Annotated in this window: 23 protein-coding genes and 1 other RNA gene; 13 read left to right on the top strand and 11 right to left on the bottom strand. The window is 69.6% G+C overall.

The features are described 5' to 3' along the window. Window positions 1-252 precede the first annotated feature (252 nt). The 4 genes from AB7U46_RS03490 to AB7U46_RS03475 all read left to right on the top strand — a co-directional run bounded on the left by AB7U46_RS03490 (window position 253) and on the right by AB7U46_RS03475 (window position 3,738). A complete protein-coding gene (locus AB7U46_RS03490; protein WP_428335540.1) occupies window positions 253-969 on the top strand; it encodes a type 1 glutamine amidotransferase in 717 nt (238 codons plus the stop codon). Further along, entirely contained in the window at window positions 966-2,213 is a 1,248-nt protein-coding gene (locus tag AB7U46_RS03485; protein WP_428335539.1) for an RNA polymerase factor sigma-54, read from the top strand. Before AB7U46_RS03490 ends, AB7U46_RS03485 begins: the two co-directional genes overlap by 4 nt. 68 nt (window positions 2,214-2,281) lie before the next feature. After that, window positions 2,282-3,478, top strand: coding sequence for a GTP-binding protein (locus AB7U46_RS03480; protein WP_428335538.1), 1,197 nt, complete (start codon window positions 2,282-2,284; stop codon window positions 3,476-3,478). Next, window positions 3,475-3,738, top strand: a complete 264-nt coding sequence (locus tag AB7U46_RS03475) for a DUF6525 family protein (protein ID WP_428335537.1) — start codon at window positions 3,475-3,477, stop codon at window positions 3,736-3,738. Before AB7U46_RS03480 ends, AB7U46_RS03475 begins: the two co-directional genes overlap by 4 nt. Here the strand turns inward: AB7U46_RS03475 and AB7U46_RS03470 are convergent. After that, window positions 3,713-4,399, bottom strand: coding sequence for a DUF1045 domain-containing protein (locus AB7U46_RS03470; protein ID WP_428335536.1), 687 nt, complete (start codon window positions 4,397-4,399; stop codon window positions 3,713-3,715). The genes AB7U46_RS03475 and AB7U46_RS03470 overlap by 26 nt on opposite strands. 154 nt (window positions 4,400-4,553) lie before the next feature. Between AB7U46_RS03470 and AB7U46_RS03465 the strand changes: the two genes are divergently transcribed. Continuing rightward, entirely contained in the window at window positions 4,554-5,321 is a 768-nt protein-coding gene (locus AB7U46_RS03465) for a hypothetical protein (RefSeq protein ID WP_428335535.1), read from the top strand. 75 nt (window positions 5,322-5,396) lie between these two features. Here AB7U46_RS03465 and rpmG read toward each other — a convergent pair whose 3' ends face one another. The 4 genes from rpmG to rnpB form a co-directional block, all read right to left on the bottom strand. Then, window positions 5,397-5,564 carry a 50S ribosomal protein L33 gene (gene rpmG, locus AB7U46_RS03460; protein ID WP_011750518.1) on the bottom strand — a complete coding sequence of 56 codons (168 nt, stop codon included), beginning with the start codon at window positions 5,562-5,564 and terminating at the stop codon, window positions 5,397-5,399. Between the two features lie 145 nt (window positions 5,565-5,709). After that, a complete protein-coding gene (locus tag AB7U46_RS03455; RefSeq protein ID WP_428335534.1) occupies window positions 5,710-6,420 on the bottom strand; it encodes a DUF533 domain-containing protein in 711 nt (236 codons plus the stop codon). An 87-nt stretch (window positions 6,421-6,507) separates the two neighbouring features. Then, the gene (locus AB7U46_RS03450) at window positions 6,508-6,891 is read right to left on the bottom strand and encodes a DUF302 domain-containing protein (protein WP_428335533.1); all 384 of its coding nucleotides are present in this window, start codon (window positions 6,889-6,891) and stop codon (window positions 6,508-6,510) included. Between the two features lie 81 nt (window positions 6,892-6,972). Continuing rightward, window positions 6,973-7,383: RNase P RNA component class A (gene rnpB, locus AB7U46_RS03445), an RNA gene on the bottom strand. A 225-nt stretch (window positions 7,384-7,608) separates the two neighbouring features. Here rnpB and AB7U46_RS03440 point away from each other — a divergent pair. Beyond that, entirely contained in the window at window positions 7,609-9,495 is a 1,887-nt protein-coding gene (locus AB7U46_RS03440) for a calcium-binding protein (RefSeq protein ID WP_428335532.1), read from the top strand. A gap of 43 nt (window positions 9,496-9,538) precedes the next feature. On the opposite strand, the gene AB7U46_RS03435 is transcribed toward AB7U46_RS03440, so the two are convergent. The 4 genes from AB7U46_RS03435 to gatC are packed head-to-tail and all read right to left on the bottom strand — an operon-like array spanning window position 9,539 to window position 12,726. Beyond that, on the bottom strand, window positions 9,539-10,162 hold the full coding sequence (locus AB7U46_RS03435) for an N-acetylmuramoyl-L-alanine amidase (protein ID WP_428335545.1): 624 nt from the start codon (window positions 10,160-10,162) through the stop codon (window positions 9,539-9,541). A 56-nt stretch (window positions 10,163-10,218) separates the two neighbouring features. Then, window positions 10,219-10,953 carry a hypothetical protein gene (locus AB7U46_RS03430; RefSeq protein WP_428335531.1) on the bottom strand — a complete coding sequence of 245 codons (735 nt, stop codon included), beginning with the start codon at window positions 10,951-10,953 and terminating at the stop codon, window positions 10,219-10,221. A gap of 10 nt (window positions 10,954-10,963) precedes the next feature. Beyond that, window positions 10,964-12,442, bottom strand: a complete 1,479-nt coding sequence (gene gatA / locus AB7U46_RS03425; RefSeq protein WP_428335530.1) for an Asp-tRNA(Asn)/Glu-tRNA(Gln) amidotransferase subunit GatA — start codon at window positions 12,440-12,442, stop codon at window positions 10,964-10,966. Next, window positions 12,439-12,726, bottom strand: coding sequence for an Asp-tRNA(Asn)/Glu-tRNA(Gln) amidotransferase subunit GatC (gatC, locus tag AB7U46_RS03420; protein ID WP_428335529.1), 288 nt, complete (start codon window positions 12,724-12,726; stop codon window positions 12,439-12,441). The genes gatA and gatC overlap by 4 nt, the downstream gene beginning before the upstream one ends. A gap of 117 nt (window positions 12,727-12,843) precedes the next feature. On the opposite strand from gatC, the gene AB7U46_RS03415 reads away from it, so the two are divergent. After that, window positions 12,844-13,536, top strand: a complete 693-nt coding sequence (locus AB7U46_RS03415) for a metal-dependent hydrolase (RefSeq protein WP_428335528.1) — start codon at window positions 12,844-12,846, stop codon at window positions 13,534-13,536. A 139-nt stretch (window positions 13,537-13,675) separates the two neighbouring features. Here AB7U46_RS03415 and AB7U46_RS03410 read toward each other — a convergent pair whose 3' ends face one another. Together AB7U46_RS03410 and AB7U46_RS03405 are read right to left on the bottom strand one after the other, a co-directional pair. After that, a complete protein-coding gene (locus tag AB7U46_RS03410) occupies window positions 13,676-14,116 on the bottom strand; it encodes a DsrE family protein (RefSeq protein WP_428335527.1) in 441 nt (146 codons plus the stop codon). Window positions 14,117-14,198: 82 nt separating this feature from the next. Continuing rightward, window positions 14,199-14,648, bottom strand: a complete 450-nt coding sequence (locus AB7U46_RS03405) for a nucleoside deaminase (RefSeq protein ID WP_428335526.1) — start codon at window positions 14,646-14,648, stop codon at window positions 14,199-14,201. 122 nt (window positions 14,649-14,770) lie between these two features. On the opposite strand from AB7U46_RS03405, the gene AB7U46_RS03400 reads away from it, so the two are divergent. From AB7U46_RS03400 to AB7U46_RS03375, 6 genes are all read left to right on the top strand, one after another. After that, window positions 14,771-16,690 (top strand): pseudouridine synthase, encoded by a 1,920-nt coding sequence (locus AB7U46_RS03400; RefSeq protein ID WP_428335525.1) that lies wholly within the window; start codon window positions 14,771-14,773, stop codon window positions 16,688-16,690. Between the two features lie 205 nt (window positions 16,691-16,895). Then, window positions 16,896-17,804, top strand: coding sequence for a 5-bromo-4-chloroindolyl phosphate hydrolysis family protein (locus AB7U46_RS03395; protein WP_428335524.1), 909 nt, complete (start codon window positions 16,896-16,898; stop codon window positions 17,802-17,804). A gap of 138 nt (window positions 17,805-17,942) precedes the next feature. Continuing rightward, the gene (locus tag AB7U46_RS03390; RefSeq protein WP_428335523.1) at window positions 17,943-18,728 is read left to right on the top strand and encodes a hypothetical protein; all 786 of its coding nucleotides are present in this window, start codon (window positions 17,943-17,945) and stop codon (window positions 18,726-18,728) included. 24 nt (window positions 18,729-18,752) lie between these two features. Then, window positions 18,753-19,919, top strand: coding sequence for a toxic anion resistance protein (locus AB7U46_RS03385; RefSeq protein ID WP_428335522.1), 1,167 nt, complete (start codon window positions 18,753-18,755; stop codon window positions 19,917-19,919). Window position 19,920: 1 nt separating this feature from the next. Next, entirely contained in the window at window positions 19,921-20,910 is a 990-nt protein-coding gene (locus AB7U46_RS03380; protein WP_428335521.1) for a DUF2927 domain-containing protein, read from the top strand. Between the two features lie 9 nt (window positions 20,911-20,919). After that, on the top strand, window positions 20,920-22,047 hold the full coding sequence (locus AB7U46_RS03375) for an SPFH domain-containing protein (RefSeq protein ID WP_428335520.1): 1,128 nt from the start codon (window positions 20,920-20,922) through the stop codon (window positions 22,045-22,047). Window positions 22,048-22,057 lie beyond the last annotated feature (10 nt).

Here is a 22,057-nt window from a genome sequence, read left to right as displayed (position 1 = left end):
CTGCAAGTCCGCATCGCTGTGCTGAATGGCTACACCGCGCTTGGCATACCCGTCACAGTGGCCGTAGGATAAGTCCGTCCGGGGAAAGGGGAACTCCGCTCAGAACCTGATTTATGCAACAAGGCCAACGGGCGCGACAAATGCCTCGAGGCGCTGACGCAATACACCCAGACGAAATCGGTCTGGATCGAGTTGAGCTGAACGACCGGGGGCGGCCCGCGCGCCGCCCCCTTCCCTGACGAACGGAAGACCATGAAACTCTGCATTCTCGAGGCGGACCGCCCCGCCGAAGACTTCCAGCCCGCGCACGGCACCTATGCCGGGATGTTCGAGCGCTGGCTCACCCCCGAACTGCCCGGCGTGGAATTCTCCCGCGTCTGGGTGCGCGGCGGCGCCCCCCTGCCCGAAGACCCCGCCGCCTTCGACGCCTATCTGGTGACCGGCTCGCGCTGCGGCGCCTATGAGGACCACCCCTGGATTCCCCCGCTCGAGGCCTTCCTGCGCGCCGTGGCCGCCGCGCGCCGCCCCCTCGCCGGGGTCTGCTTCGGGCATCAGATCATGGCCCAGGCCTTCGGCGGCAAGGTCGAGAAATCGCCCGCCGGCTGGGTCGTCGGCCGCCAGGACCACGCGACGAGCGCCGCGGGCGCCGCGCTTTTCGACGCGCCCAGGCTCTCCGCGCTCTCCTTCCACCAGGACCAGGTGACCGAACTGCCCCCCGGCGCGGAGCGGCTGCTCGCGAACGACGCCTCCCCCAACGGCGGGCTGATCTATCGCGATTTCCCCGCGATCTCGGTGCAGTTCCACCCGGAATTCGCCCCCGCCTATATCCGCGACCTGCTCCTCGCGGCGAGTGGCATCCGCGTGCCCGAACCGCTCGCCCAGGCCGCGCTCGAGTCCCTCTCCGGGCCGACCGACGGCGCCCGGATCGCGCGCGGCTTCGCCCGGTTCCTCTCCGGCGCGGCGGCATGAAGCTTCACCAGCAGGTCACGATCCGCCAGACCCTCGGGCTGCGTCTCAGCCTCGATCTGAAACGCGCGATCGGCCTGCTGGAACTCTCCAATCTCGAGCTTGCGCAAAGCCTGCGCGCCGCGGCCGCGGAAAACCCCTGGCTGCGGCTACGCAGCCCGCGCGGGGTTGCCGCGCCGCCCGAGGCCCCCGTCGCCGCCGAGGGCCCCTCGCTGATCGCCCATGTGCTCGAACGGCTGCCGCATCTCGTGGCGCGCAAGACCGACCGGGCGCTGGCGCTGGCGCTCACCGAAGCGCTCGATCCCACGGGCTTCCTGCCCGCCGATCTTACCCCGATCGCGTCGCGACTTGGCGCGCGCGAGGCCGATCTCGCCCGGGTGCTCGTGGCGCTGCAACGGATCGAGCCGCGCGGCCTTTTCGCGCGCTCGCTCGCCGAATGCCTCGCGCTGCAACTCGCCGAGGAGGGCGGCCCCGACCCGGTCACCGCCCGCGCGCTCGACGCCCTGCCCGCGCTCGCCGAGGGCGGCCCCGCCGCGCTCGCCCGCCGCGCGGGCCTCACCGAGGCCGAGGTCGCAAGCGCGCTCGCCCGGCTGCGCGATCTCGATCCGCGCCCCGCCGCGCGTTTTGCCCGGGCCCCGGCGCAAACCCGCATCGCCGATCTGGTCTTCGCCCCCGGCGCCGCGGGATGGGAGGCGCAGCTCAACCCCGAGACCCTGCCCGAGCTGAGCCTCGCGCCGCTCGCCCCCCCGCCGCGGGGCTCGGCGCTGGCCAAGGAACGGCAGGCCGCGCGCGGGCTGATCGGCGCGCTCGAACGGCGCAACCGCGCGCTGCTCGCGCTGGGCGCGGTGATCGCGCGCGAACAGGCCGGGTTTCTCGAGACCGGCGCCGCCGCGCAAAGGGTGCTGACCCGCCGCGCCGCCGCCGCCGCGATCGGGATGCACGAAAGCTCGGTGAGCCGGCTCGTCGCCTCGGCGAGCGCCGCGACGCCGCGCGGCACGCTGCCGCTTTCCGCCTTCTTCTGCCGCCCGACCACCCGGCCCGGTGGTGACGCGCCGCAGAGCGCCCCGCCCGCCGCCACCGCGCGGCTGCGCGCGCTGATCGCCGCCGAGCCCCCGGAGCGCCCGCTGAGCGACGCCGCCCTCGCCGAAACGCTCACCGCCGAGGGGATCGCGGTGACGCAGCGCGGCGTCGCCCGGTTGCGCGCCCGCGCCGGCATCCCGAACCGCACCGCCCGCCGCCCGCGCTGAGCGCCCCCCCCCTTGCCCTGCCGCGGCGCCTCCTGTTAGTGTTACGTTATAACGTTACAGGAATCGCCATGACCCAACGTCTCCCCGTCACCGTGCTTTCCGGCTTTCTCGGCGCCGGCAAGACCACGCTTCTGAACCACGTCCTCGCCAATCGCGCCGGCCTGCGCGTCGCGGTGATCGTCAACGACATGTCCGAGGTGAACATCGACGCCGATCTCGTGCGCGCGGGCAACACCCTGACCCGGGGCGAGGAAAAGCTCGTCGAGATGACCAACGGCTGCATCTGCTGCACGCTGCGCGACGACCTGCTGACCGAGGTGCGGCGGCTGGCCGAGGAGGGGCGCTTCGACTACCTGCTGATCGAATCGACCGGCGTGTCGGAGCCGCTCCCCGTCGCAGCCACCTTCGAGTTCCGCGACGATCAGGGCCGCGCGCTCGACGACATCGCGCGGCTCGACACGATGGTGACGGTGGTCGATGCGGCGAACCTCACCCGCGATTTCTCGGCGCAGGCTTTCCTCGCCGACCGCGGCGCGGCGCTCGGCCCCGAGGATGAACGCTCGCTGGTGCAGCTGCTCACCGAACAGATCGAATTCGCCGATGTGATCGTGCTGAACAAGGTCTCGGCGGCAAGCCCCGAGGCGCTGGTGACGGCGCGCGCGATCCTCCGCGCGCTCAACGCCGATGCGAAGATCGTCGAGACGGATTACGGCGCGGTCGATCCGCGCGAGATCCTCGGCACCGGGCGTTTCGATTTCGAGGCGGCGCATCGCCATCCGACCTGGGTGCAGGAGCTTTACGGTTTCGCCGATCACGTCCCCGAGGATGCCGAATATGGCATCACCTCCTTCGTCTATCGCGCCGAGCGGCCGTTCGACCCGGAAAAGCTTGCCGAATTCTTCGAAACGCCGCTGCCCGGCGTGATCCGCGCGAAGGGGCATTTCTGGATCGCCACGCGCCCCGACTGGGCGGGGGAGTTCTCGATGGCCGGCCCGATGATGGAGGTGAAGGGCCTCGGCCTGTGGTGGGCAGCGGTGCCACAGGAGCGCTGGCCCGAGGAGGCGCGCGCGCGGATGGCGGAGGCCTGCGCGCAGGAATTCGGCGACCGGCGGCAGGAGATGGTCTTCATCGGCCAGCTCGGCGCAATGAACCGCGCCCGGATCGAGGCGATGCTGGAGCGCGCCCTCGTGCCCGAGACCCGCTTCGACCCCGCGGCCTGGGAAGGGCTCGCCGATCCGTTCCCGCGCTGGGGCCGCGCCGCATGAGGCGCAACCTGCGCGCGGCGCTGCGCACGCGCCGGCGCGCCGCGCCGATGGCCGATTTCGACCGGCTGCCGGCGCCGGCCCGCGCCTGGGTGGCGCAGGCGGTGCTGCCCTGGTCGGCGGCCTCGGTCGCGCGAATCTGGGCGCGGGCGCTGCGCGAGACCGGCAGCGAGGCCGGTGCCCTCGCGCGGCTGGCCGAGGCCGAGGGCCGCACCCTCGCCCGCGAGGGCGCCGGCCTCAGCCGCGCAGCGGGTGGCGGCTGAGCAGGCGAAACTGCCCGGCCGCGTCCTCGCCGCACAGACAGAGCGCGTCGACGCGGAAGGGGCGCGGCAGATGCGGCGCGAAATGCGCCTCGGCCGCGGTGGCGAGCGCCTCCGCCTGCGCCGGATCTTCGACCTTGCCGGTCAGGGTCAAATGGCAGCGGAATTCGTCCAGAACACCGGGATAGCCGAAGGTATCGAGCAGCTCGACCTGCCTCCGGCTGAGCGTTTCAGGGTGGCGGCGGGCGCGATCCTCGGCGCTGAGCGGTGCGCGGAACGGCTCGAATTCGGTCACCACCCGGGCCGCGAGCATGGCCAGCGCGGCGGTCTCGCCTTCGGGCACAAGCGCGAGGAAATGGCCGATCCGCGCCAGCCGAAGGCCCGGAAACTCGAGCGGCGGCAGCGGCGCGGCAAAGGCGCCGAGCGCCTCGGCCAGTTCGTCCGCGACCCGCCCCGCGGCCAGGCGGAACGGCGGTTTCAGCGTGCCGTGGAAGCCGTAGCGCCGCGGCTCGGCGGTGAGCGCGGCAAGGTCGAGCCCCGGCACAGCAGGCTGCGCCACCGGCGCCCCCGCAGCGAGATCCCGGCCAAGCCAGTCGGCCGCGGCCCGGGCGAAGTCTCCCGGCGGCGGGGCGTAATAGATCGCGTAGCGTCGAATATCCTGCATGGCCCTGATATCGCATGGATTTGTAACGGTTCGATGTGGCGCATCGGGCGGGGGCCGCGCAATGCCAAAGCGCATTTTCCCGCGCCGGGACGCCATTTACCTCACGTTAGCCCCGATCGGCGATGCTGGGCCTGTCCCGCCCGAGAGGCCCGCGATGCTGACGCCGATTCCGCCCCCCGCCGGCCCCACCGGCCCCGCGACGCCCGCCGCGGCGCTGCGCCGGCTGGTGCAGGGGCTTGCGCTGCCGACGGGCACGGCGACCGGTCCGCCCGGCGCGATGCGCCCGGAGGCCGGTGCAGAGGCCGCGCTGAGGGCGGCGCTGGCGCAGGGCGCGCTACCGCTGCCCGGAGACGGCGCAAGGACGCCACAGGCCGCACAGGGCGCCCCTGCGGGCCCCGAGGCCCTGCCGCTGCCGGGAGCCGCACCGCAACAGATGGCCGCCACCGGCCCGCCGCCCACCAACTTGCCCCCGCCCCCGACCTCCGCCGATACGGCGGCAGGATCGCCGCAGCTCCAGCAGGGGGCGCTGCTTGCCGCGCAGATGCAACCCGGGGCCAGCGCCGCGGTGCAGAACCTGCTCGCCCAGATCGCGGCGCAGCGCGCGCTGCCCACCGCCGAGACCCCGCGCAGCCGCGAGGCGCCGCGCGATCCCGCGCTCCTGCCCGCGGCTCAGGGGCCGCCGCAGCCGCAACCGGGCGCCCTGCCCTTCGCGCCTTTCGTGCAGGCCGGCGCCGGAGCGGTGCAGGAGGGGGAGGAGATCGCCGCGGGAGAGGTATCGGAAAACGGCGCGCTCGACCCGCGGATGCGTTTCGTCGCGCTTCCCGCGCCGGCACAGCCGACGCCACCGCGCGCGGTGCTGCCCTGGGCGATCGCCGGCGCCGTCTTCGTCGCGCTTTTTGCACTGGCGCTGCTCAGCCGCTGAGCCCCGCGAAGGCCGCGGCCGAAACGCAAAAGGCCGCGCGATGCGCGGCCTTGCGGAACCGTCGGTCCGGCAAGATTACTTGATCTTGCCTTCCTTGTATTCGACATGCTTGCGCACGACCGGATCGTATTTGTTCACGGTCATCTTTTCGGTCATGGTACGGGCATTCTTCTTGGTCACATAGAAGTGCCCGGTGCCCGCCGTCGAGTTCAGACGGATCTTGATCGTCGTCGGCTTCGCCATTTTCGTTCTCCTAGAGTCGGGCGCCCGAACAGAGTGCCGCCCGCGAATTCCTTTGAAGCCCGCCTTTTACCGAGGCGCGGGCGGGAGTCAACCGCAAAGGCGGGGGCGCGCGCAAATTTCGCCCCCGATTTTCGCGAAACCGGCCTCAGGCGGCGGGCTTGCCCATCGCCGCATGGATCTCGGCGACCTTGGCCGGGTCGAGCCCCAGCGCCGAGGCGAGATTGGCGAGATATTGCCGCTCCGGATCGGTGTCGACGGTGATCGCCATCAGCGCGGCGGAATAGACCTGCGCCTTCGCGCTTTCGCCCGCGGCGGCGGCAAGCGCCGCGACGTCGATCGGCGCGTCGAGCTCGGCCTGCACGAAGGCCAGCTCCTCCTCCGAGGCGTCGCCGAGATGATCGAGGATCTTCTGGCGCTCCTCGGCGTCGATCTCGCCATCGGCCTTCGCCGCCTGGATCATCGCGCGGATCATCAGCTTCGCCTGCTCCTCGAGCATCGCATTCGCCGGCGTGCCATGGGTCACCGCGCCGATCATGTCGCCCAAGCCCTTCGCCCCCATCGAGGCGGCGCCGGTCATCGCCGTCATCATGTTGCCGATCCCGGCCTCCGTCGCCTCGGTCGCGGCGGCAGCCTGGGTGCCGAATTTCGCGAACATGTCGCGCACCGCTTCCTTGCCGCCGTGCATGCCCATCTTCTCGGCGAAATCCCCGATCTGATCGGCCGTGCCGCCGGGCTCGCCCGCGCCTTTCAGCGCCGTCTTCATGCCCTCGAGACCGCCCATCTGCTGGAATTTCTGCACGCCCTTCGCCGCAGCGAAACCGACGGCCAGCGTGGCCAATGTCTTCACGAAACTCATCATGCACCCCCTTTGGTCAGGTGTTCAGGATACTGCGCCGAATGTGACGGCGCGCCAACGGTTTTTGCCGAAACGGCAAAATCATGCTCAGATCGCGGCGAGGACGCGGGTGAAGATCTCCCGCACCTGCGCGGCGACGGCGCGCGCGCCCGGTTCCCCGACCGCCGCGAAGGAGGCGACGGGATCCACCGCCGAAACCTCGATCCCCGCGCCGGTGTCGCGCAGAATCACGTTGCAGGGCAGCATCGCGCCGATCCGCGGCGAAGCCTCGAGCGCGGCGAAGGCAAGGCCCGGGTTGCAGGCGCCGAGGATCTTGTAGGCGGCGAGATCGCGGCCGAGCTTGGCCTTCATCGTCGCGGCGACGTCGATCTCGGTCAACACGCCGAAGCCCTCGGCGGCGAGCGCGGCGCGGGTGCGCGCCTCGACCTCGGCGAAGGGGGCCTCGATCACGCGGTCGATGGTGAAACTCATCCGATCTCCTCCAACTGTGCTGCATCAGAGTTGGGGGCGGAGCGCCGCGGATCAACCCCCTGCCCCGCAGGGCGCGGAAATTTGCGCGGAGGATCTGTAAGCCGGATTTTGTCCGGGGGCCGAGGCCCCCTGGATGACCATTCCTCTGGCCCTGCGGTTGCCCGCAGGATCTAGCCGCCAACCCGGACCGCTCGGGGCGAAGCTCCCCTGCCCTCGGCCTTGCGACACGGGGCGCGCGATCCCTATTCGGCGTTGCTCCCGGTGGGGCTTGCCGTGCCGGTCCTGTTGCCAGTCCCGCGGTGGGCTTTTACCCCACCGTTTCACCCTTGCCGCAGCGGACTGCGGCGGTCTCTTCTCTGTGGCGCTTTCCCTGGGGTTGCCCCCGCCGGGCGTTACCCGGCACCGTTGCTTCAGGGAGTCCGGACTTTCCTCGACCGCCCAGCTATCCGCGAGCGCGGAGCTATGGGCCGCCGCGGTCATCCGATCCTCCGCGCGGGGATGCTGATACGCCGGGCGCGGCCCTGCGGTCAATGGCCTGCCATGCCTGGCCCCGCCCGCCCCCGGACGATCTGCCGCGCGCGAAAACACCCCGAAAAACAAAAACTTGCAGGGCTGCTACGAGAGGTCGCAGGCCCGGCGGCGCGCAAGTTGACCTGCGTCATCGCGGATTTTCGGAAAATATGCAGCGTTGAGACAGGTATGTGCGGGGAGGACGCCATGTCTGTTGCGACAACGACCTACAGCTATGATTCCTATATCTTCACGATGCGTTTCAACGCGGATTGGAGCGCCTATGACTCCACCCTGACCGATACGCAGGTCGAGGTTCTGATGCCCTCGGGGCAGACGAGCTTCACCATCGGCGACGGCGGCTGGAGCGATCAGGACGACTTCACCGGCGGCATCGTCAATTACGCCACCACCGCCTTCGGCGCGGTGAGCGACACGCTCGGCGCCGAGAACCCGGCCTCGCTGCAGCATGTGATCCAGCCCGACGGCTCCGAAAGCTGGCTCCTGGTGATCGACCGCCATGTCCGCGCCTCGGATGATTCGGTGATCGGCTTCGACGAGATCTACATCCATGTCTCGGGCGATCCGCTGCCCGCCTTCGCCACGGCGGCGGAGTTCGATACCTGGCGCCTCGCCTCGACCTGGGATTCGCCCTCGGCCCCGGACTATCCGGCCGGAACCGAGGTCTATTTCGACGATTTCGACATCGCGCCGGTGATCGACGGCACCGAGCAGGACGACCTGCTCGCCGGCACCGCGGTCGGCGACCTGCTCAACGGCTATGACGGGAATGACGCGCTCTCGGGCGGCAGCGGCGACGACACGCTTTACGGTGGCACCGGCAACGACACGCTCGAGGGCGGCAATGACGACGATCTGCTGTCGGGCGACGAGGGCGACGATCTGCTGCTTGGCGGCGCCGGGCGCGACACGCTTTACGGCGGCGCGGGCAACGACCGGCTGATGGGCGGCTTCGGCGGCGAGACCGACCTGCTCTTCGGCGGCACCGGCATCGACACCGTCGATTACAGCGAGATCCCCTTCCCGGCGCCGATGCTGATCGACCTCTCGGCCAATCGGGCGATCTGCGATTTCTACGTCGGCACCGATATCCTGCGCTCGATCGAGAATGTCGTCGGCGGGCGCGGCGATGACACCATCCGCGGCACCGATGGCGCCAATGTGCTCGACGGGCTCACCGGTTCCGACCGGCTCGAGGGGCTTGGCGGCAACGACACCTATATCGTCGACCAGCTCACCGATGTGGTGATCGAGGTGGCGGGGGGCGGCAGCGACCGGGTGATCGCCACGGTCGAGAATTACACGCTCGCCGAGGAGGTGGAGACGCTGCTGCTGGCCGATGGCGTGATCCGCGGCAACGGCAACGATGCGGCGAACCGGCTCTTCGGCAATGCCGAGGCCAATCTGCTTCTGGGGCGCGACGGCAACGACCTGCTCGATGGCGGGGCGGGCAATGACATCCTGCTCGGCGGCGAGGGCAATGACATCTATGTCGTCGACACCTCGACCGAGCGCGTGCGCGAGACCACCACGCTCAACGGCAGCACCGATGCGGGCGGGGTGGACACCGTGCGCGCCTCGGTCAGCTTCCGGCTCGATGCGACGGTGGGGACGAGCTTCGTCGAGCGGCTGGTGCTGACGGGGGACGGCGACATCAACGCCTTCGGCAACGATCTCGACAATGTGCTGACCGGCAACGCGGGCAATAACGTGATCGCCGGCGGGCTCGGGCGCGACATGCTGACGGGCGGCGCGGGGCGCGATGCCTTCCTGTTCAACACCGCGCTTTCGACCGCGAATGCCGACCGGATCACCGATTTCTCGGTCGCCGACGACACCATCCGGCTCGACGATGCGGTGTTCACCGGGCTGGTGCGCGGGCGCCTGCCCGGCACCGCCTTCACCGCGAACGAGACCGGGCTCGCCACCGACGCGCTCGACCGGATCATCTACGAGACCGACACCGGGCGGATCTGGTTCGACCCGGACGGCACAGGGGCGGAAAGCCGTGTTCTGGTGGCGGCGGTCGACATCGGGCTCGCGCTCACGAGTGCGGATTTCTACGTCGTGTGACCGGGTCGTGAGACTGGGGAGAGCGGAGTGGCGCGCGGGCGGGTCAGCTCGCGCGCCACTGATCGCCATCCTCGCCGAAGCGCGCGGCGAGATCCGCGATCAGCCCGACATCGGTGGCGTCGAGCGGCCCCTCGTGGCGCGGGCGGAAGCGCGCGCGGAAGGCCGGCAGCAGCCGCTCCGGGCCGAGGTCCGGGTAGCCGAAATTCTGTGCGAGCGCGGCGAAGGTGGCGGGGTCCGAATTCAACGTCGGCACCGGATCGGGCCAGACGGCGAGGCCGCGCCGCGCCAGCCGGCGCCAGTCGAACCGCGGGCCCGGGTCGATCTTGCGCTCGGGCGCCATGTCGGAATGGCCGATCACCGCCTCGGGGCCAAGCGTCCAGCGCGCCATGATCCCCTCGAGCAGGGTTTCCAGCGCGGCCATCTGCGGCTCGGGAAAGGGGCGATCGCCGGGATTGGCAAGCTCGATCCCGATCGAGCGGGAATTGACGTCCTCGCGCCCCTGCCAGCTGCCGGCACCGGCATGCCAGGCGCGCGCCTCCTCGGGCACCAGCGCCTCCGCCCGACCGCGCTCGTCGATCAGCCAATGCGCGGAGACCTCCGCCGCCGGATCGCAAAGCCGGGCGCGCGCCGCGGGGGCGTCGCTCATGCCGGTGTAATGGATCACGATGAGCTCGGGCCGCGCCCCGCCCCGTCTTTCGCCGAAATTGGGGGAGGCGGGCGCGCTCAAGGCCGGGCCATCTGGAACGGTCGGGGATCCCAGCCGCAGGCGAAGCCGTCGCCGTCCGGATCGAGGTTGAGCGGGTCGCGCGTGGGCCCGCCCTTTTCGAGGAAGGCCATCTGCGCCAGATCGGGCGAGACGTATTTCCGGCAGGCCGCCTTGGTCGAGGTCAGGTGCAGCCCACCGCGGTTGTAGACCGACTGGCCGGGCGCATTGGTCACCGAAAGCGCATAGGCGGCGAGGTTCGGCCCGGCCGAGCCCTGGGCCGCGCGGGCGCTGGCCGCGGGGTTCATCGGCGTGCCGGGCGCCATCGCGTCGAGCGGGGCGCCGACGCTGCCCCCCGCAAGCGGCGCGCTCGCGGCGGGGGCCGTTTCGGCCGCGCCGGTATCGCCCGCCGGCGCCGTCGCCTTCAGCGCGGCGAGCGTGTCGGCGCCGATCGTGCCCTGCGCGGGCGCCGTGGCGCCGGCATCGGCCTGCTGCTGCGCGGCGATCCCCGCGGGCGAGGTCACCGGCGTCGCGCCATAGCCCGAGGTGCCATAGGCGCCGCCGTTCAGCGGTTCGGTCATCACCGGGGCGGTCGTCGGGGCGGTCGTCGCCGGGGCCTTCTGCCCCTGCAGCTCCGCCTCGCGCGTGCGCAGATAGTCTTCGTAATTGCCGAAGCCGACGCCCGAATTCGGGACGGTCGGCTCGCAGGCGGCGAGCATCAGCCCGGCAAGTGCAAAGACAACTCCATTGCGCATGCGTTTCTCCTTACCACCATTTCTCCGGTTTCGCGGTAAATCCCGCGGCCTTTTCCAGCACGAGCGCGTGATTCATCAGCTCGCCCTCGGCCCAGGGCCGGCCGACCAGCTGCAGCCCCATCGGCAGCCCCTTCGCGTCGAGCCCGACCGGCACCGAGATCCCCGGCAGACCGGCGAGGTTCACCGTCACCGTGAAGACGTCGTTGAGATACATCTCGACCGGCGAGGCATCGGCCATCTCGCCCAGACCAAAGGCCGAGGACGGGGTGGCGGGCGTCAGGATCGCGTCGATGCCGGCCCCGAAGGCGAGGTCGAAATCGCGCTTGATCAGCGCGCGCACCCGGCGGGCGCGGTTGTAATAGGCGTCGTAGAAGCCCGCCGAAAGCACATAGGTGCCGATCATGATGCGGCGCTGCACTTCCGAGCCGAAGCCCTCGGCGCGGGTTTTCTCATACATCTCGACGATGCCGTCGCCGGCGGCGAGATGGGCACGGTGGCCGTAGCGCACGCCGTCATAGCGCGCGAGGTTCGAGGAGGCCTCCGCGGGCGCGATGACGTAATAGGCGGGCAGCGCGTATTTCGTATGCGGCAGCGAGATATCGACGATCTCGGCGCCGGCGTCCTTCAGCATCGCGGCGCCCTGCTTCCACAGCGCCTCGATCTCCTCGGGCATGCCGTCCATCCGGTATTCGCGCGGAATGCCGATCTTCTTGCCGCGGATATCGCCGGTCAGCGCCGCCTCGAAATCGGGCACCGGGAATTCGGCCGAGGTCGAATCTTTCGGGTCGACCGAGGCCATCGCCTGCAGCATGATCGCCGCATCGCGCACCGATTTCGTCATCGGCCCGGCCTGGTCGAGCGAGGAGGCAAAGGCGACGACGCCCCAGCGCGAGACGCGGCCATAGGTCGGCTTGATGCCGACGATGCCGGTGAAGGCGGCGGGCTGGCGGATCGAGCCGCCGGTGTCGGTGCCGGTGGCGGCAAGGCAGAGATCCGCGGCGACGGCGGCGGCCGAACCGCCCGAGGAACCGCCGGGGGTCAGTTGCCGGTCGTCGACCTTCCAGGGGTTCACGGTCGGGCCGTAACAGGCGGTCTCGGTCGAGGAGCCCATCGCGAACTCGTCCATCGAGAGCTTGCCGAGCATCACCGCGCCCGCATCCCAGAGGTTCTGGGTCACGGTCGATTCATATTCCGGCTTGAACCCTTCGAGGATGCGCGAGGCGGCCTGCGTCGCAACCCCCTTCGTGCAGAAAAGATCCTTGATCCCCAGCGGGATACCGCACATGCCCGGGGCATCGCCCGCCTTGATCCGCGCATCCGCGGCCTGCGCCTGGCTCAGCGCGATCTCGGGCGTCTTCGCGCAATAGGCGTTCAGCGCACCGGCGCCCTCGATCGCGGCAAGGCAGCTTTCGGTGATCTCGACCGAGGTGACATCGCCCTTGCGCAGCGCGTCGCGGGCCTCGGTGATCGTCAGTTGGTTCAGGCTCATTCGACCACCTTCGGCACGGCAAAGAAGCCCTCGCGGGCATCGGGGGCGTTCTTCAGGATCTTGTCCTGATAGCCGCCGTCGGTCACCACATCCTCGCGGCGCTTGAGGCGCATCGGCGTGACCGAGGTCATCGGCTCGATGCCCTCCACGTCCACTTCGTTGAGCTGTTCCATGAAGGTCAGGATCCCCGAGAGCTGATCGGCGAGCTTCGGGAGGTCCGTTTCCGCCACCCGAATGCGGGCCAGATGCGCCACCTTGCGGGCGGTGTCGATGTCGATGGACATGAAAATCTCCGCTTGTCTTGAGCCGGGTTTAGCGTCGCAGCGGCGCTGCTGCAAGCATGGCTTCCCTTGGCGGGCATCTGCGCTAGGATTCGGACAAGCAAAGCGATGGAGGATGCGATGAAACTCACCTGGCTTGGCCATTCCGGCTTTCGCCTCGAGATCGAGGGGGCGGTGATCCTGATCGACCCCTGGCTGAGCGGCAACCCGATGTTCCCCGCCGCGCAGCGCGCCGAGGCGCTCGCCGGGGCGACCCATGTGCTGCTCACCCATGGTCACGGCGATCATTCCGCCGATACGCTGGCGATCGCGAAGGAACTCGATATCCCGGTCGTCGGCATCTACGACACGATTGCCTTCTGGCAGGCGAAGGAGGGGATTTCCGGCGTGGGCTTCAACAAGGGCGGCACGGTGGATCTGGGCGGCGCGAAGGTGACGATGGTGCCGGCTTCACACAGCTCCTCGCTCGACGGCCCCGAGGGGCCGGTCTATGCCGGCACCGAGTCGGGCTACATGATCGCGGGCGAGGGCCATGTGATCTATCTCTCGGGCGACACCACGATCATGGCCGACATGGGCTGGATGGGCGAATATCACCGCCCCGACATCGGCATCCTCTGCGCCGGCGGGCATTTCACCATGGACATGAAAGCCGCCGCCTTCGCCGCGAAGAAATACTTCGATTTCAAGACGGTGATCCCCTGCCATTACCGCACCTTCCCGCTCCTGGAACAAAGCGCCGAGGTGCTGGCCGCGGGCCTGCCCGGGGTCGATGTGATCGAACCGCAGGTGATGGAGCCGATCACCCTGTGATTGACGACGGGGGGGCGCTGCCCCCGTCTCCTGCGGAGACTCCCCCGAGGTATTTTCGGCAAGATGAAAGCCCATTCATCTTGCCCCAAATACCTCGGGGGGAGGCGAAGCCGGGGGGCAGCGCCCCCCTCCCCGCCAGTCAGGGGCGCAGGTAGCTATACCCCTGCTGCTGCAGCTCCATCAGCCGCACCGCGCCCGAGGGCACGACGCTCGCCTCCTCGATCAGCGGCACATCGGCCTGCGTCTTCTGCTTGATCGCCTCGACCGTGTTCAGGCAGGCCGAGAAGGTCAGGTTGTCATATTGCAGCGCCATCTCGGCGATGCGGTCCTTCACCGGCGAGATATCCTCGCGCAGCATCGTCAGCCCCGGCCCGTAGGTGACGATCTCGACCACCACCTCCTCGCCCTTGTCACCGTAGTATTTCTCGATATTCGCCGCGTTGTTCAGCGCCATGTTCATCGTGCGCACGCTGTCCTCGTCGACATGGATCGCCACTTTCGCTGCGGGCTCCGCCCAGGCCGGCGCCACGGCGCAACCGATGGCCAGCGCAAGCGCGGCCAGTCCTCCCTTGAACTTCATGTGAACCTCCCTTTCACATCGGAGGTCCAGCCTTGGCGGCCGCGCCGCAAAAATCAAGAGATTTGAATATATCTTTGCAAGATCACCGCCGCGCGGCGAAGAACTCCTTCAAAAGCCGCTCGGCCGGCTCTGCCGAGATCCCGTCATAGACCTCGGGCACATGGTGGCATTGCGGATGGGCAAAGATCCTCGGCCCCTGCGCAACGCCGCCCGATTTCGGATCGGCGGCACCGTAATAAAGCCGCGCGATCCGGGCGTTCGAGAGCGCCGCGGCGCACATCGGGCAGGGTTCGAGCGTGACGTAAAGATCATGCCCCGGCAACCGCTCCGACCCCGCAGCGGCACAGGCCATGCGCAGCGCCAGCACCTCGGCATGCGCCGTCGGATCGTTCAGCTCCCGCGTGCGGTTGCCCGCGCGCGCCACCACGCCGCCGCCCGGCGCGACGATGACGGCCCCCACCGGCACCTCGCCGCGGGCCGCGGCCGCCTGCGCCTCCTCCAGCGCGAGATCCATGTAGCTGCGAAATGTCATCCCCCTTCATCGCGGGGATTTCGCCGCACATCAAGCCGCTTCCCATGCGCCCCGCGATCGGCTAGAAGGCGCGTCTTGCGCCCGAGCGACTCCGGCGCCCCCTCCCCTTGAAGGATACCGCCATGAGCGACGAAAACACCTCCCCCGACACGCCGATTCCCGCGACCGAAAATTCCGCCGAGCGCATCGCCAAGGTGATCGCGCGTTCCGGCGTCGCCTCGCGCCGCGATGCGGAAAAGATGATCCTCGCCGGCCGCGTCACGGTGAACGGCAAGCCCGTCACCTCGCCCGCGACCGATGTCGCGCCCACCGACAAGGTGGTGGTCGACGGCAAGCCGATCGACGCGCCGCAGGAAACCCGCGTCTGGCTCTACTACAAGCCGCTTGGCCTCGTGACGACCGAAAAGGACGACCAGGGCCGCCGCACGATCTTTGACGAGATGCCCGAGGGCATGCCGCGCGTGCTCAACATCGGGCGGCTCGACCTCAATTCCGAGGGGCTTTTGCTGCTCACCAACGACGGCGGGCTGAAGCGGCGGCTCGAACTGCCGGAAACCGGCTGGCTGCGCAAATACCGCGTGCGCGTGAACGGGCGCCCGAACGAGGCGACCTTCGATCCGCTGCGCCGCGGCATCACCATCGAGGGTGAGGAATTCCAGCCGATGGAGATCAGCCTCGACCGGCAGCAGGGCGCGAACGCCTGGCTCACCGTCGGGCTGCGCGAGGGCAAGAACCGCGAGATCCGCCGCGCGATGAGCGAGGTCGGGCTGACCGTGAACCGGCTGATCCGGGTGAGCTATGGTCCGTTCCGGCTCAACGAGATGAAGCCGGGCGACGTGATGGAGGTGAAGCGCAAGCTTTTGCGCGACCAGCTTGGCGACCGGCTGCTGACCGGGGTCGAGGGCGGGCGCGCGCCGCGCGCGGAACGGCTGGCGCCGAAGGAGCGCGGGCCGCGCCGCGACGAGGGCGATGCCCGCGGCAAGAAGCCGTTCGAGAAGAAGCCTTTCGGCAAGAAACCCTTCGATCGCGAGGACGGCGGGCGCGACGAGAAGCGCGGTTTCGGCCGGCAGCGCGATTTTTCCGAAGGCGCCGATCCCGCCGCGCGCAAGCCGCGGTTCGGCGAGGGCAAGCCGCGCTTTGGCGAGGGCAAGCCGCGCAGCTTCGGCTCGAAATCGCATCGCGACGAGCGCGGCGAGGGCGAGGAAGGTTTCCGCAAGGCGCCGCGCAGCTTTGACCGGCCGCGCCGCGAGGACGGGGAGAAGCGGCCGTTCGTCCGCCGCGAGGATGGCGACCGCAAGCCCTACGTTCGCCGCGAGGACGGCGAGAAGAAACCCTACGGCCGCCGGGAAGAGGGCGAGAAGCGCCCCTACCAGCGCCGCGAAGACGGGGACCGCAAGCCCTACGCCCGCCGCGAAGACGGGGACAAGAAACCCTATGCCCGCCGGGAAGATGGCGAAAAGCGCCCCTACCAGCGCCGCGAGGAGGGCGACCGCAAACCCTACGCGCGTCGCGAAGACGGGGAGAAGAAACCTTACGCCCGCCGGGAAGACGGCGAGAAGAAACCCTACTCCCGTCGCGACGGCGAGGATCGGGGCTTCTCCAAGCCGCGCCGCGACTTCGACGGCCCGCGCGAGCGGCGCGAGGACGGTGGCAAACCGCGCAGCTACGAGGGCAAGCCCCGCAGTTTCGAGGGCAAGCCGCGCAAGTTCGACGGCCCGCGCGAGGGTGGCGAGGGCAAGCGCCCCTTCCCGCGCCGCGACGGCGAGGACCGTGGCTTCGGCAAGCGCGACTTCACCCCGCGCGAGGGCGGGCGTGACGACAAGTTCGGCGGCAAGCCCGGTCCGAAAGGCCCGCGCCGCTTCGACGACGACCCGCGCGAGGGCGGCGACAAGCCGCGTTTCAAAAGCGCGGGCTTCAAGAGCCACGGCGGCAAGCCCGGCGGGAAGCCTCGCGCCGAGGGCTTCAAGAGCCACGGCGGCAAGGCGACCGGCGCGATCAAGCGCCCGCCGCGCGGCGACAAGCCCGGTTCGAAGCGCGACTGACGCGCCGCCCGGGCGAAAGGGGGGAAAATCCCGCAGGTTTTCCCCCGCACGCGCCTAGGCACTGGAAGGGCGGCGCGCTTGCGCCTAGGTTGAGGCGAACCCACGCCCACCGGAGGCCCCATGTCGCGCCGCACCGTGCAAACCATCGCCTTCTGGCTGCTCTTCGCCCTCACCCTCTCGGTCGCGATGAAGGGGACGGTCTGAGATGGCGCAGCGGTTCGGCGGCAAATATTCCCCGGGCGAGCGGCCCGAGGGCGAAGGCTATCCCGGCGTTGCCCCCGGGCGCACGGTCACCGCGCCGGAACACCCGCCACATCCGCTGGCGAAACGGCCGTTCTGGCTGCTCCTCGCCGCGGCGCCGCTGCTTTTGCACGCTTTCGGCGACGGGCCGGTCGCGCTTGCCCGCAATATCGGCGCCTTCGCGCTGATCGGCGGCGCGGCCTGGCTGATCCGCGAAGGGCTGAAGGCCGAGGCCGCCTATGACGCGCGCCGCGTCGCGCGCCGCCCGGCGCTGCCGCGCAAGATCCTTGGCGCTGTCATCTATGCAATCGGGCTTGGCCTTGGCGCGCGCGCGCCGGAGACGGGGCTCGCCGGGCAGATCGTGATCGCGCTGATCGGCGGGGCGCTCGCGCTGGCCGCCTTCGGCCCCGATCCGACGCGCGACAAGGGGATGGAGGGGATCGACCCGTTTCAGCAAGATCGCGTCGCCAAAGTCGTGGCCGAGGGCGAGAAATACCTCGCCGCGATGCGCGAGGCGATCGCGCGGGCCGGGGATGCCGCGCTGGTGGCCCGCGTCGAGACCTTCGCCGCCACCGCGCGCAAACTTTTCCGCGCGGTCGAGGAAGACCCGGGCGATCTGGCTGCGGCACGGCGCTACATGGGCGTCTATCTGGAGGGCGCGCGCGACGCGACGGTGAAATTCGCCGATCTCTTCGCGCAGAACCGCGACGCCCAGGCGCGTGCCGATTATGCCGCGCTGCTCGACGATCTCGAGGCGAATTTCACCGCCCGCACGCAGAGCCTGATCGCCAATGGCCGCGACGGGCTCGAGGTCGAGATCGAGGTGCTGCGCGAGCGGCTCGCGCGCGAGGGGCTGGCGCCGCCGAAAGGCTGATCCCACAAGATCTGCCGCCGCGCGACGCCGGGGCGTCAACACTCTGTTAACCCTTTCTCGCGGTTTTTCCCCGGGGAGGCCACAAATCCGCCCCGCTTCGGGGGGAAATCTGGGGCGATCCAGACCCAGAGCGCCCCGATGCACAAATCCTTTTCCCTTCCGCTGCTTTCCTCCGGCGCCGCCATCCTGGGCTCCGCCCTGCTCACGCTGCGCGCCGAGGCGGCGCCCTCGCCCTCCGACGCGCTCTTCGCGCTGCCGCTGGCGCTGTGGCACTTCCTGCAGGGCGCGCTTGTCTTCTTCGTGCTGCCCGCGCTGGTGATCGGCGCGCTGGCCCATCGCCCGATCACCCGTGCGCTGCGCCCACGCCTGCCCGCCCTTGCGAACGCGGTGGAAAGCGGCTGCCGGCAGCTGCGCGAACGGGCGCGCGCGCTCGTCACGCTGCACCGCCCCGCGCCGCTGCCCGCCGCGGCCGGCACCGCCCCGATCGCAGGCGCTTTTCATCGCCGCGGCGGCGCACAGACGGCGCACAACACCGCCGCCCCGGCGGAATTCGCGATCACGCTGAAGGCGCGGATGACCGCGATCCACCAGAAGCTGCGCGTCGAGGCGCCCGAGCTGCTGCCCCCCTTCGCCGAATATCGCGCGCTGCAAAAGCGGTTGCTCGTCGAAAGCGCGGCGGGGGAGCCGGCCCGATCGGCGGCACTCCGCCAGCTCGAGGGCGGGCTTCTCCGGCTCGAGGCGGAAACCGGGAAACTTTCGGTTGTCCTTCCCGACGCGACGAAGGAATATGCCCTCGGCAGCTACGCCGACGCGCTCGAACGGCTTTCGGGCGAGGCGATGGACTGCCTGTGCGGGATCCGCGCCGCGGCTCGGCCGGCGGGCGGCTCCGAAACTGGTGAGACGGGCGAGATCCGGCCGGTGTGATCGGCTCGCCCAACGGGGGTGAGTATGACCGAAACCGTGCAGGACCGGGCCGCTGCGGCCCAGGCCGAAATCGAGAGCGTCGCCGCGACGGTGTTGCCCGAACCGGGCAGCGAGGCGCCGCAGCTCGACGCCGCCGCCCCGCCCGTCGCCGAGGAAATCCGCCGCCGGATGGCGGAGATCGACCTGACGAACGCCGGTTCGATCGTGCATTTCGGCGCCCGCGCGCAGAACGATTTGCAGTCGATCAGCCAGGAAATGCTGAGCGGCGTGCGCAACAAGGATCTCGGCCCCGCGGGCGACAGCTTGAGCGAGATCGTCTCGACGCTGCGCGGATTTTCGGTCTCCGAACTCGATGTGCGGCGCAAGCAGAGCTGGTGGGAGCGGCTGATCGGCCGCGCCGCGCCCTTCGCGAAATTCCTCTCGCGCTTCGAGAAGGTGCAGGGGCAGATCGACCACATCACTGCCGATCTGGAAAGCCACGAATCGAAATTGCTCAAGGATATCAAGGCGCTCGATATCCTTTATGACCGCACGCTGAAATTCTACGACGAGCTTGCGCTTTACATCGCGGCGGGCACCGAGAAGCTGGCGGAGATCGACGCGACGCTGATCCCCGCGAAGGAGGCCGCGGTCGCCGCCGCGGCGGAGGACCACAAGGTGCTCGCGGCGCAGGAGCTGCGCGACCTGCGTTCGGCGCGCGATGACCTCGAACGGCGGGTGCATGATCTGAAGCTGACGCGGCAGGTGACGATGCAGTCGCTGCCCTCGATCCGGCTGGTGCAGGAAAACGACAAGAGCCTGGTCACCAAGATCAACTCGACGCTCGTGAACACCGTGCCGCTGTGGGAGACGCAGCTCGCGCAGGCGGTGACGATCCAGCGTTCGTCCGAGGCGGCGAAGGCGGTGAAACAGGCCGCCGATCTGACCAACGAGCTGCTGACCGCCAATGCGAAGAACCTGCGCGAGGCGAATGTCGCGATCCGCACCGAGATGGAGCGCGGCATCTTCGACATCGACGCGGTGAAACAGGCCAATGCCGATCTGATCGCGACGATCGAGGACAGCCTGCGGATCGCCGACGAGGGCAAGCGCAAGCGCGCCGATGCCGAGGCGGAGCTCATCGCGCTCGAGGGCAAGCTGCGCGACACGCTCGCCGCGGCGCGCGCCACGACACAAGCGACGAAGGGCTGAAATGACGCGAAGCGGGCGATTCATCCGCACCGGCGCGCGGGGGCTGGGCACGGCGCTCGCGCTTTGCGCGCTGCTTGCGGGCTGTGCCGATCTGCCCTTCGGCGGCGGCTCGGCGCCCCGCAAGGCACCGCGCCCGCTGCCCGCCCCGGGCGATCTCGGCGAATCCGGGGCGATCGTGCCGCGCTCCGCCGAGAGCCTCGCGATGCAAAGCTATTATCGGCAGGTGGCGCAGACCCTGCGCGAGCGCGGCCTGCTGCGCAGCGACGTCGCCCCGCGCGACGCGCCCTTCGGCACCCGCCAGCTGGTCGACGATTTCATCCATATCGCGCTTTACGACGAATACGCCAATCGCGGCGGCACTTTCGTCGCGCGCCAGACGGCGAGCCGGCTGCGCCGCTGGGAGGCGCCGGTGCGGATGACGGTCGAATTCGGCGCCTCGGTGCCGATGGCCGAGCGCCAGACCGACCGCGCCCATATCACCGCCTTCGCCGGACAGCTTTCCCGCGCCGCGGATCACCCCGTCAAGGTCGTGCCCTCGGGCGGCAATTTCAACGTGCTGGTGGTGAACGAGGACGAGCGCCGCGCGCTTGGCCCGCGGCTCGAACGGCTGGTGCCGGGGATCGACTCGGCCTCGGTCAATGCGATCACCGAGCTTGCCCCCTCGACCTTCTGCGTCGTCTTCGCCTTCTCCGAGGGCTCGGCCCCCGAATATTCGCGCGCCGTCGCGGTGATCCGCGCCGAGCACCCCGAGATGCTGCGGCTTTCGTGCATCCACGAGGAGCTTGCTCAGGGGCTTGGCCTGGCCAACGACTACCCGCAGGCGCGCCCCTCGATCTTCAACGACGACGAGGAATTCGCGCTGCTCACCCGCCATGACGAGCTGCTCTTGCGCATCCTCTACGACCCGCGCCTGCGCCCCGGCATGACCGAGGCCGAGGCGCGCCCGATCGTCGAAACCATTGCCACCGAACTGATGGGCCCTGACAGCTAGGAGAGCCAGATGAGCATCTTCGATTTCCTCAAAGGCGAATTCATCGACGTCATCGCCTGGACGGACGACACCCGCGACACCATGGTCTGGCGCTTCGAGCGCTACGATCACGCGATCAAATATGGCGCGAAGCTCACCGTGCGCGAGGGGCAGGCCGCCGTCTTCGTGCACGAGGGCCAGATCGCCGACGTGTTCCAGCCCGGGCTCTACATGCTCGAGACGAACAACATGCCGATCCTGACCACGCTGCAGCACTGGGATCACGGCTTTCAATCGCCCTTCAAGAGCGAGATCTATTTCGTCAACACCACCCGTTTCAACGACCTGAAATGGGGCACGAAGAACCCGGTGATCTGCCGCGATCCGGAGTTCGGCCCGGTGCGGCTGCGCGCCTTCGGCACCTATTCCATGCGGGTCTCGGATCCTGCGAAATTCATGGCCGAGATCGTCGGCACCGATGGCGAATTCACCGCCGACGAGATCAGCTTCCAGATCCGCAACGTGATCGTGCAGGCGTTCTCGCAGACCGTCGCGGGGTCGAAGATCCCGGTGCTCGACATGGCGGCGAATACCGCCGAGATGGGCAAGCTGATCGCCAGGGCGATCGAGCCGGTGATCGCCGCCTATGGCCTGACGCTGCCGGAATTCTACATCGAAAACATCAGCTTGCCCGAGGCGGTCGAGGCCGCGCTCGACAAGCGCACCTCGATGGGCGTGGTCGGCGATCTGAACCGCTACATGCAGTTCAACGCGGCCGAGGCGATGGGCCAGCCGGGCGGCGCGGCCTCGGCCGGCATGGGCGCGGCGATGGGCGCGGGGATCGGCGCCGGCATGGGCATGGCGATGGGCGGGCAGATGGCGGGCCCCTGGGGCGGCACGGTCGCCACCGCGGCGCCGGTCACCCCGCCGCCGGTTCCGGTGGAAAAGGTCTGGCATGTCGCGGTGAGCGGCGAAGCGACCGGCCCCTATGGCCGCGGCCATCTTGGCCGGATGGTCGCCGACGGCAGCTTCACCCGCGAAACGCTGGTCTGGTCGCCCGGGCAGGAGGGCTGGAAACCCGCGGGCGAGATCACCGAGCTCGCGCAGCTTTTCACCATCGCGCCGCCGCCCCCGCCGGTGCCGCCCGTGGCGTCCTGAGCCGGGTCGG

Origin of the sequence: Paenirhodobacter sp. (genome assembly GCF_050177655.1) — a bacterium.
In the GTDB taxonomy this organism is placed as follows: Bacteria; Pseudomonadota; Alphaproteobacteria; order Rhodobacterales; family Rhodobacteraceae; genus Rhodobacter.
The sequence above is the reverse complement of the archived record's forward strand: the minus strand, read 5'-3'. Positions and strand labels throughout refer to the sequence as shown.

Excerpts from the sequence above, each read along its gene's own strand:
- AB7U46_RS03490 (WP_428335540.1), top strand. The coding sequence starts at position 253 with ATGAAACTCTGCATTCTCGAGGCGGACCGCCCCGCCGAAGACTTCCAG.
- AB7U46_RS03485 (WP_428335539.1), top strand. The coding sequence starts at position 966 with ATGAAGCTTCACCAGCAGGTCACGATCCGCCAGACCCTCGGGCTGCGT.
- AB7U46_RS03480 (WP_428335538.1), top strand. The coding sequence starts at position 2,282 with ATGACCCAACGTCTCCCCGTCACCGTGCTTTCCGGCTTTCTCGGCGCC.
- AB7U46_RS03475 (WP_428335537.1), top strand. The coding sequence starts at position 3,475 with ATGAGGCGCAACCTGCGCGCGGCGCTGCGCACGCGCCGGCGCGCCGCG.
- AB7U46_RS03470 (WP_428335536.1), bottom strand. The coding sequence starts at position 4,399 with ATGCAGGATATTCGACGCTACGCGATCTATTACGCCCCGCCGCCGGGA.
- AB7U46_RS03465 (WP_428335535.1), top strand. The coding sequence starts at position 4,554 with ATGCTGACGCCGATTCCGCCCCCCGCCGGCCCCACCGGCCCCGCGACG.
- rpmG (WP_011750518.1), bottom strand. The coding sequence starts at position 5,564 with ATGGCGAAGCCGACGACGATCAAGATCCGTCTGAACTCGACGGCGGGC.
- AB7U46_RS03455 (WP_428335534.1), bottom strand. The coding sequence starts at position 6,420 with ATGAGTTTCGTGAAGACATTGGCCACGCTGGCCGTCGGTTTCGCTGCG.
- AB7U46_RS03450 (WP_428335533.1), bottom strand. The coding sequence starts at position 6,891 with ATGAGTTTCACCATCGACCGCGTGATCGAGGCCCCCTTCGCCGAGGTC.
- AB7U46_RS03440 (WP_428335532.1), top strand. The coding sequence starts at position 7,609 with ATGTCTGTTGCGACAACGACCTACAGCTATGATTCCTATATCTTCACG.
- AB7U46_RS03430 (WP_428335531.1), bottom strand. The coding sequence starts at position 10,953 with ATGCGCAATGGAGTTGTCTTTGCACTTGCCGGGCTGATGCTCGCCGCC.
- gatA (WP_428335530.1), bottom strand. The coding sequence starts at position 12,442 with ATGAGCCTGAACCAACTGACGATCACCGAGGCCCGCGACGCGCTGCGC.
- gatC (WP_428335529.1), bottom strand. The coding sequence starts at position 12,726 with ATGTCCATCGACATCGACACCGCCCGCAAGGTGGCGCATCTGGCCCGC.
- AB7U46_RS03415 (WP_428335528.1), top strand. The coding sequence starts at position 12,844 with ATGAAACTCACCTGGCTTGGCCATTCCGGCTTTCGCCTCGAGATCGAG.
- AB7U46_RS03410 (WP_428335527.1), bottom strand. The coding sequence starts at position 14,116 with ATGAAGTTCAAGGGAGGACTGGCCGCGCTTGCGCTGGCCATCGGTTGC.
- AB7U46_RS03405 (WP_428335526.1), bottom strand. The coding sequence starts at position 14,648 with ATGACATTTCGCAGCTACATGGATCTCGCGCTGGAGGAGGCGCAGGCG.
- AB7U46_RS03400 (WP_428335525.1), top strand. The coding sequence starts at position 14,771 with ATGAGCGACGAAAACACCTCCCCCGACACGCCGATTCCCGCGACCGAA.
- AB7U46_RS03395 (WP_428335524.1), top strand. The coding sequence starts at position 16,896 with ATGGCGCAGCGGTTCGGCGGCAAATATTCCCCGGGCGAGCGGCCCGAG.
- AB7U46_RS03390 (WP_428335523.1), top strand. The coding sequence starts at position 17,943 with ATGCACAAATCCTTTTCCCTTCCGCTGCTTTCCTCCGGCGCCGCCATC.
- AB7U46_RS03385 (WP_428335522.1), top strand. The coding sequence starts at position 18,753 with ATGACCGAAACCGTGCAGGACCGGGCCGCTGCGGCCCAGGCCGAAATC.
- AB7U46_RS03380 (WP_428335521.1), top strand. The coding sequence starts at position 19,921 with ATGACGCGAAGCGGGCGATTCATCCGCACCGGCGCGCGGGGGCTGGGC.
- AB7U46_RS03375 (WP_428335520.1), top strand. The coding sequence starts at position 20,920 with ATGAGCATCTTCGATTTCCTCAAAGGCGAATTCATCGACGTCATCGCC.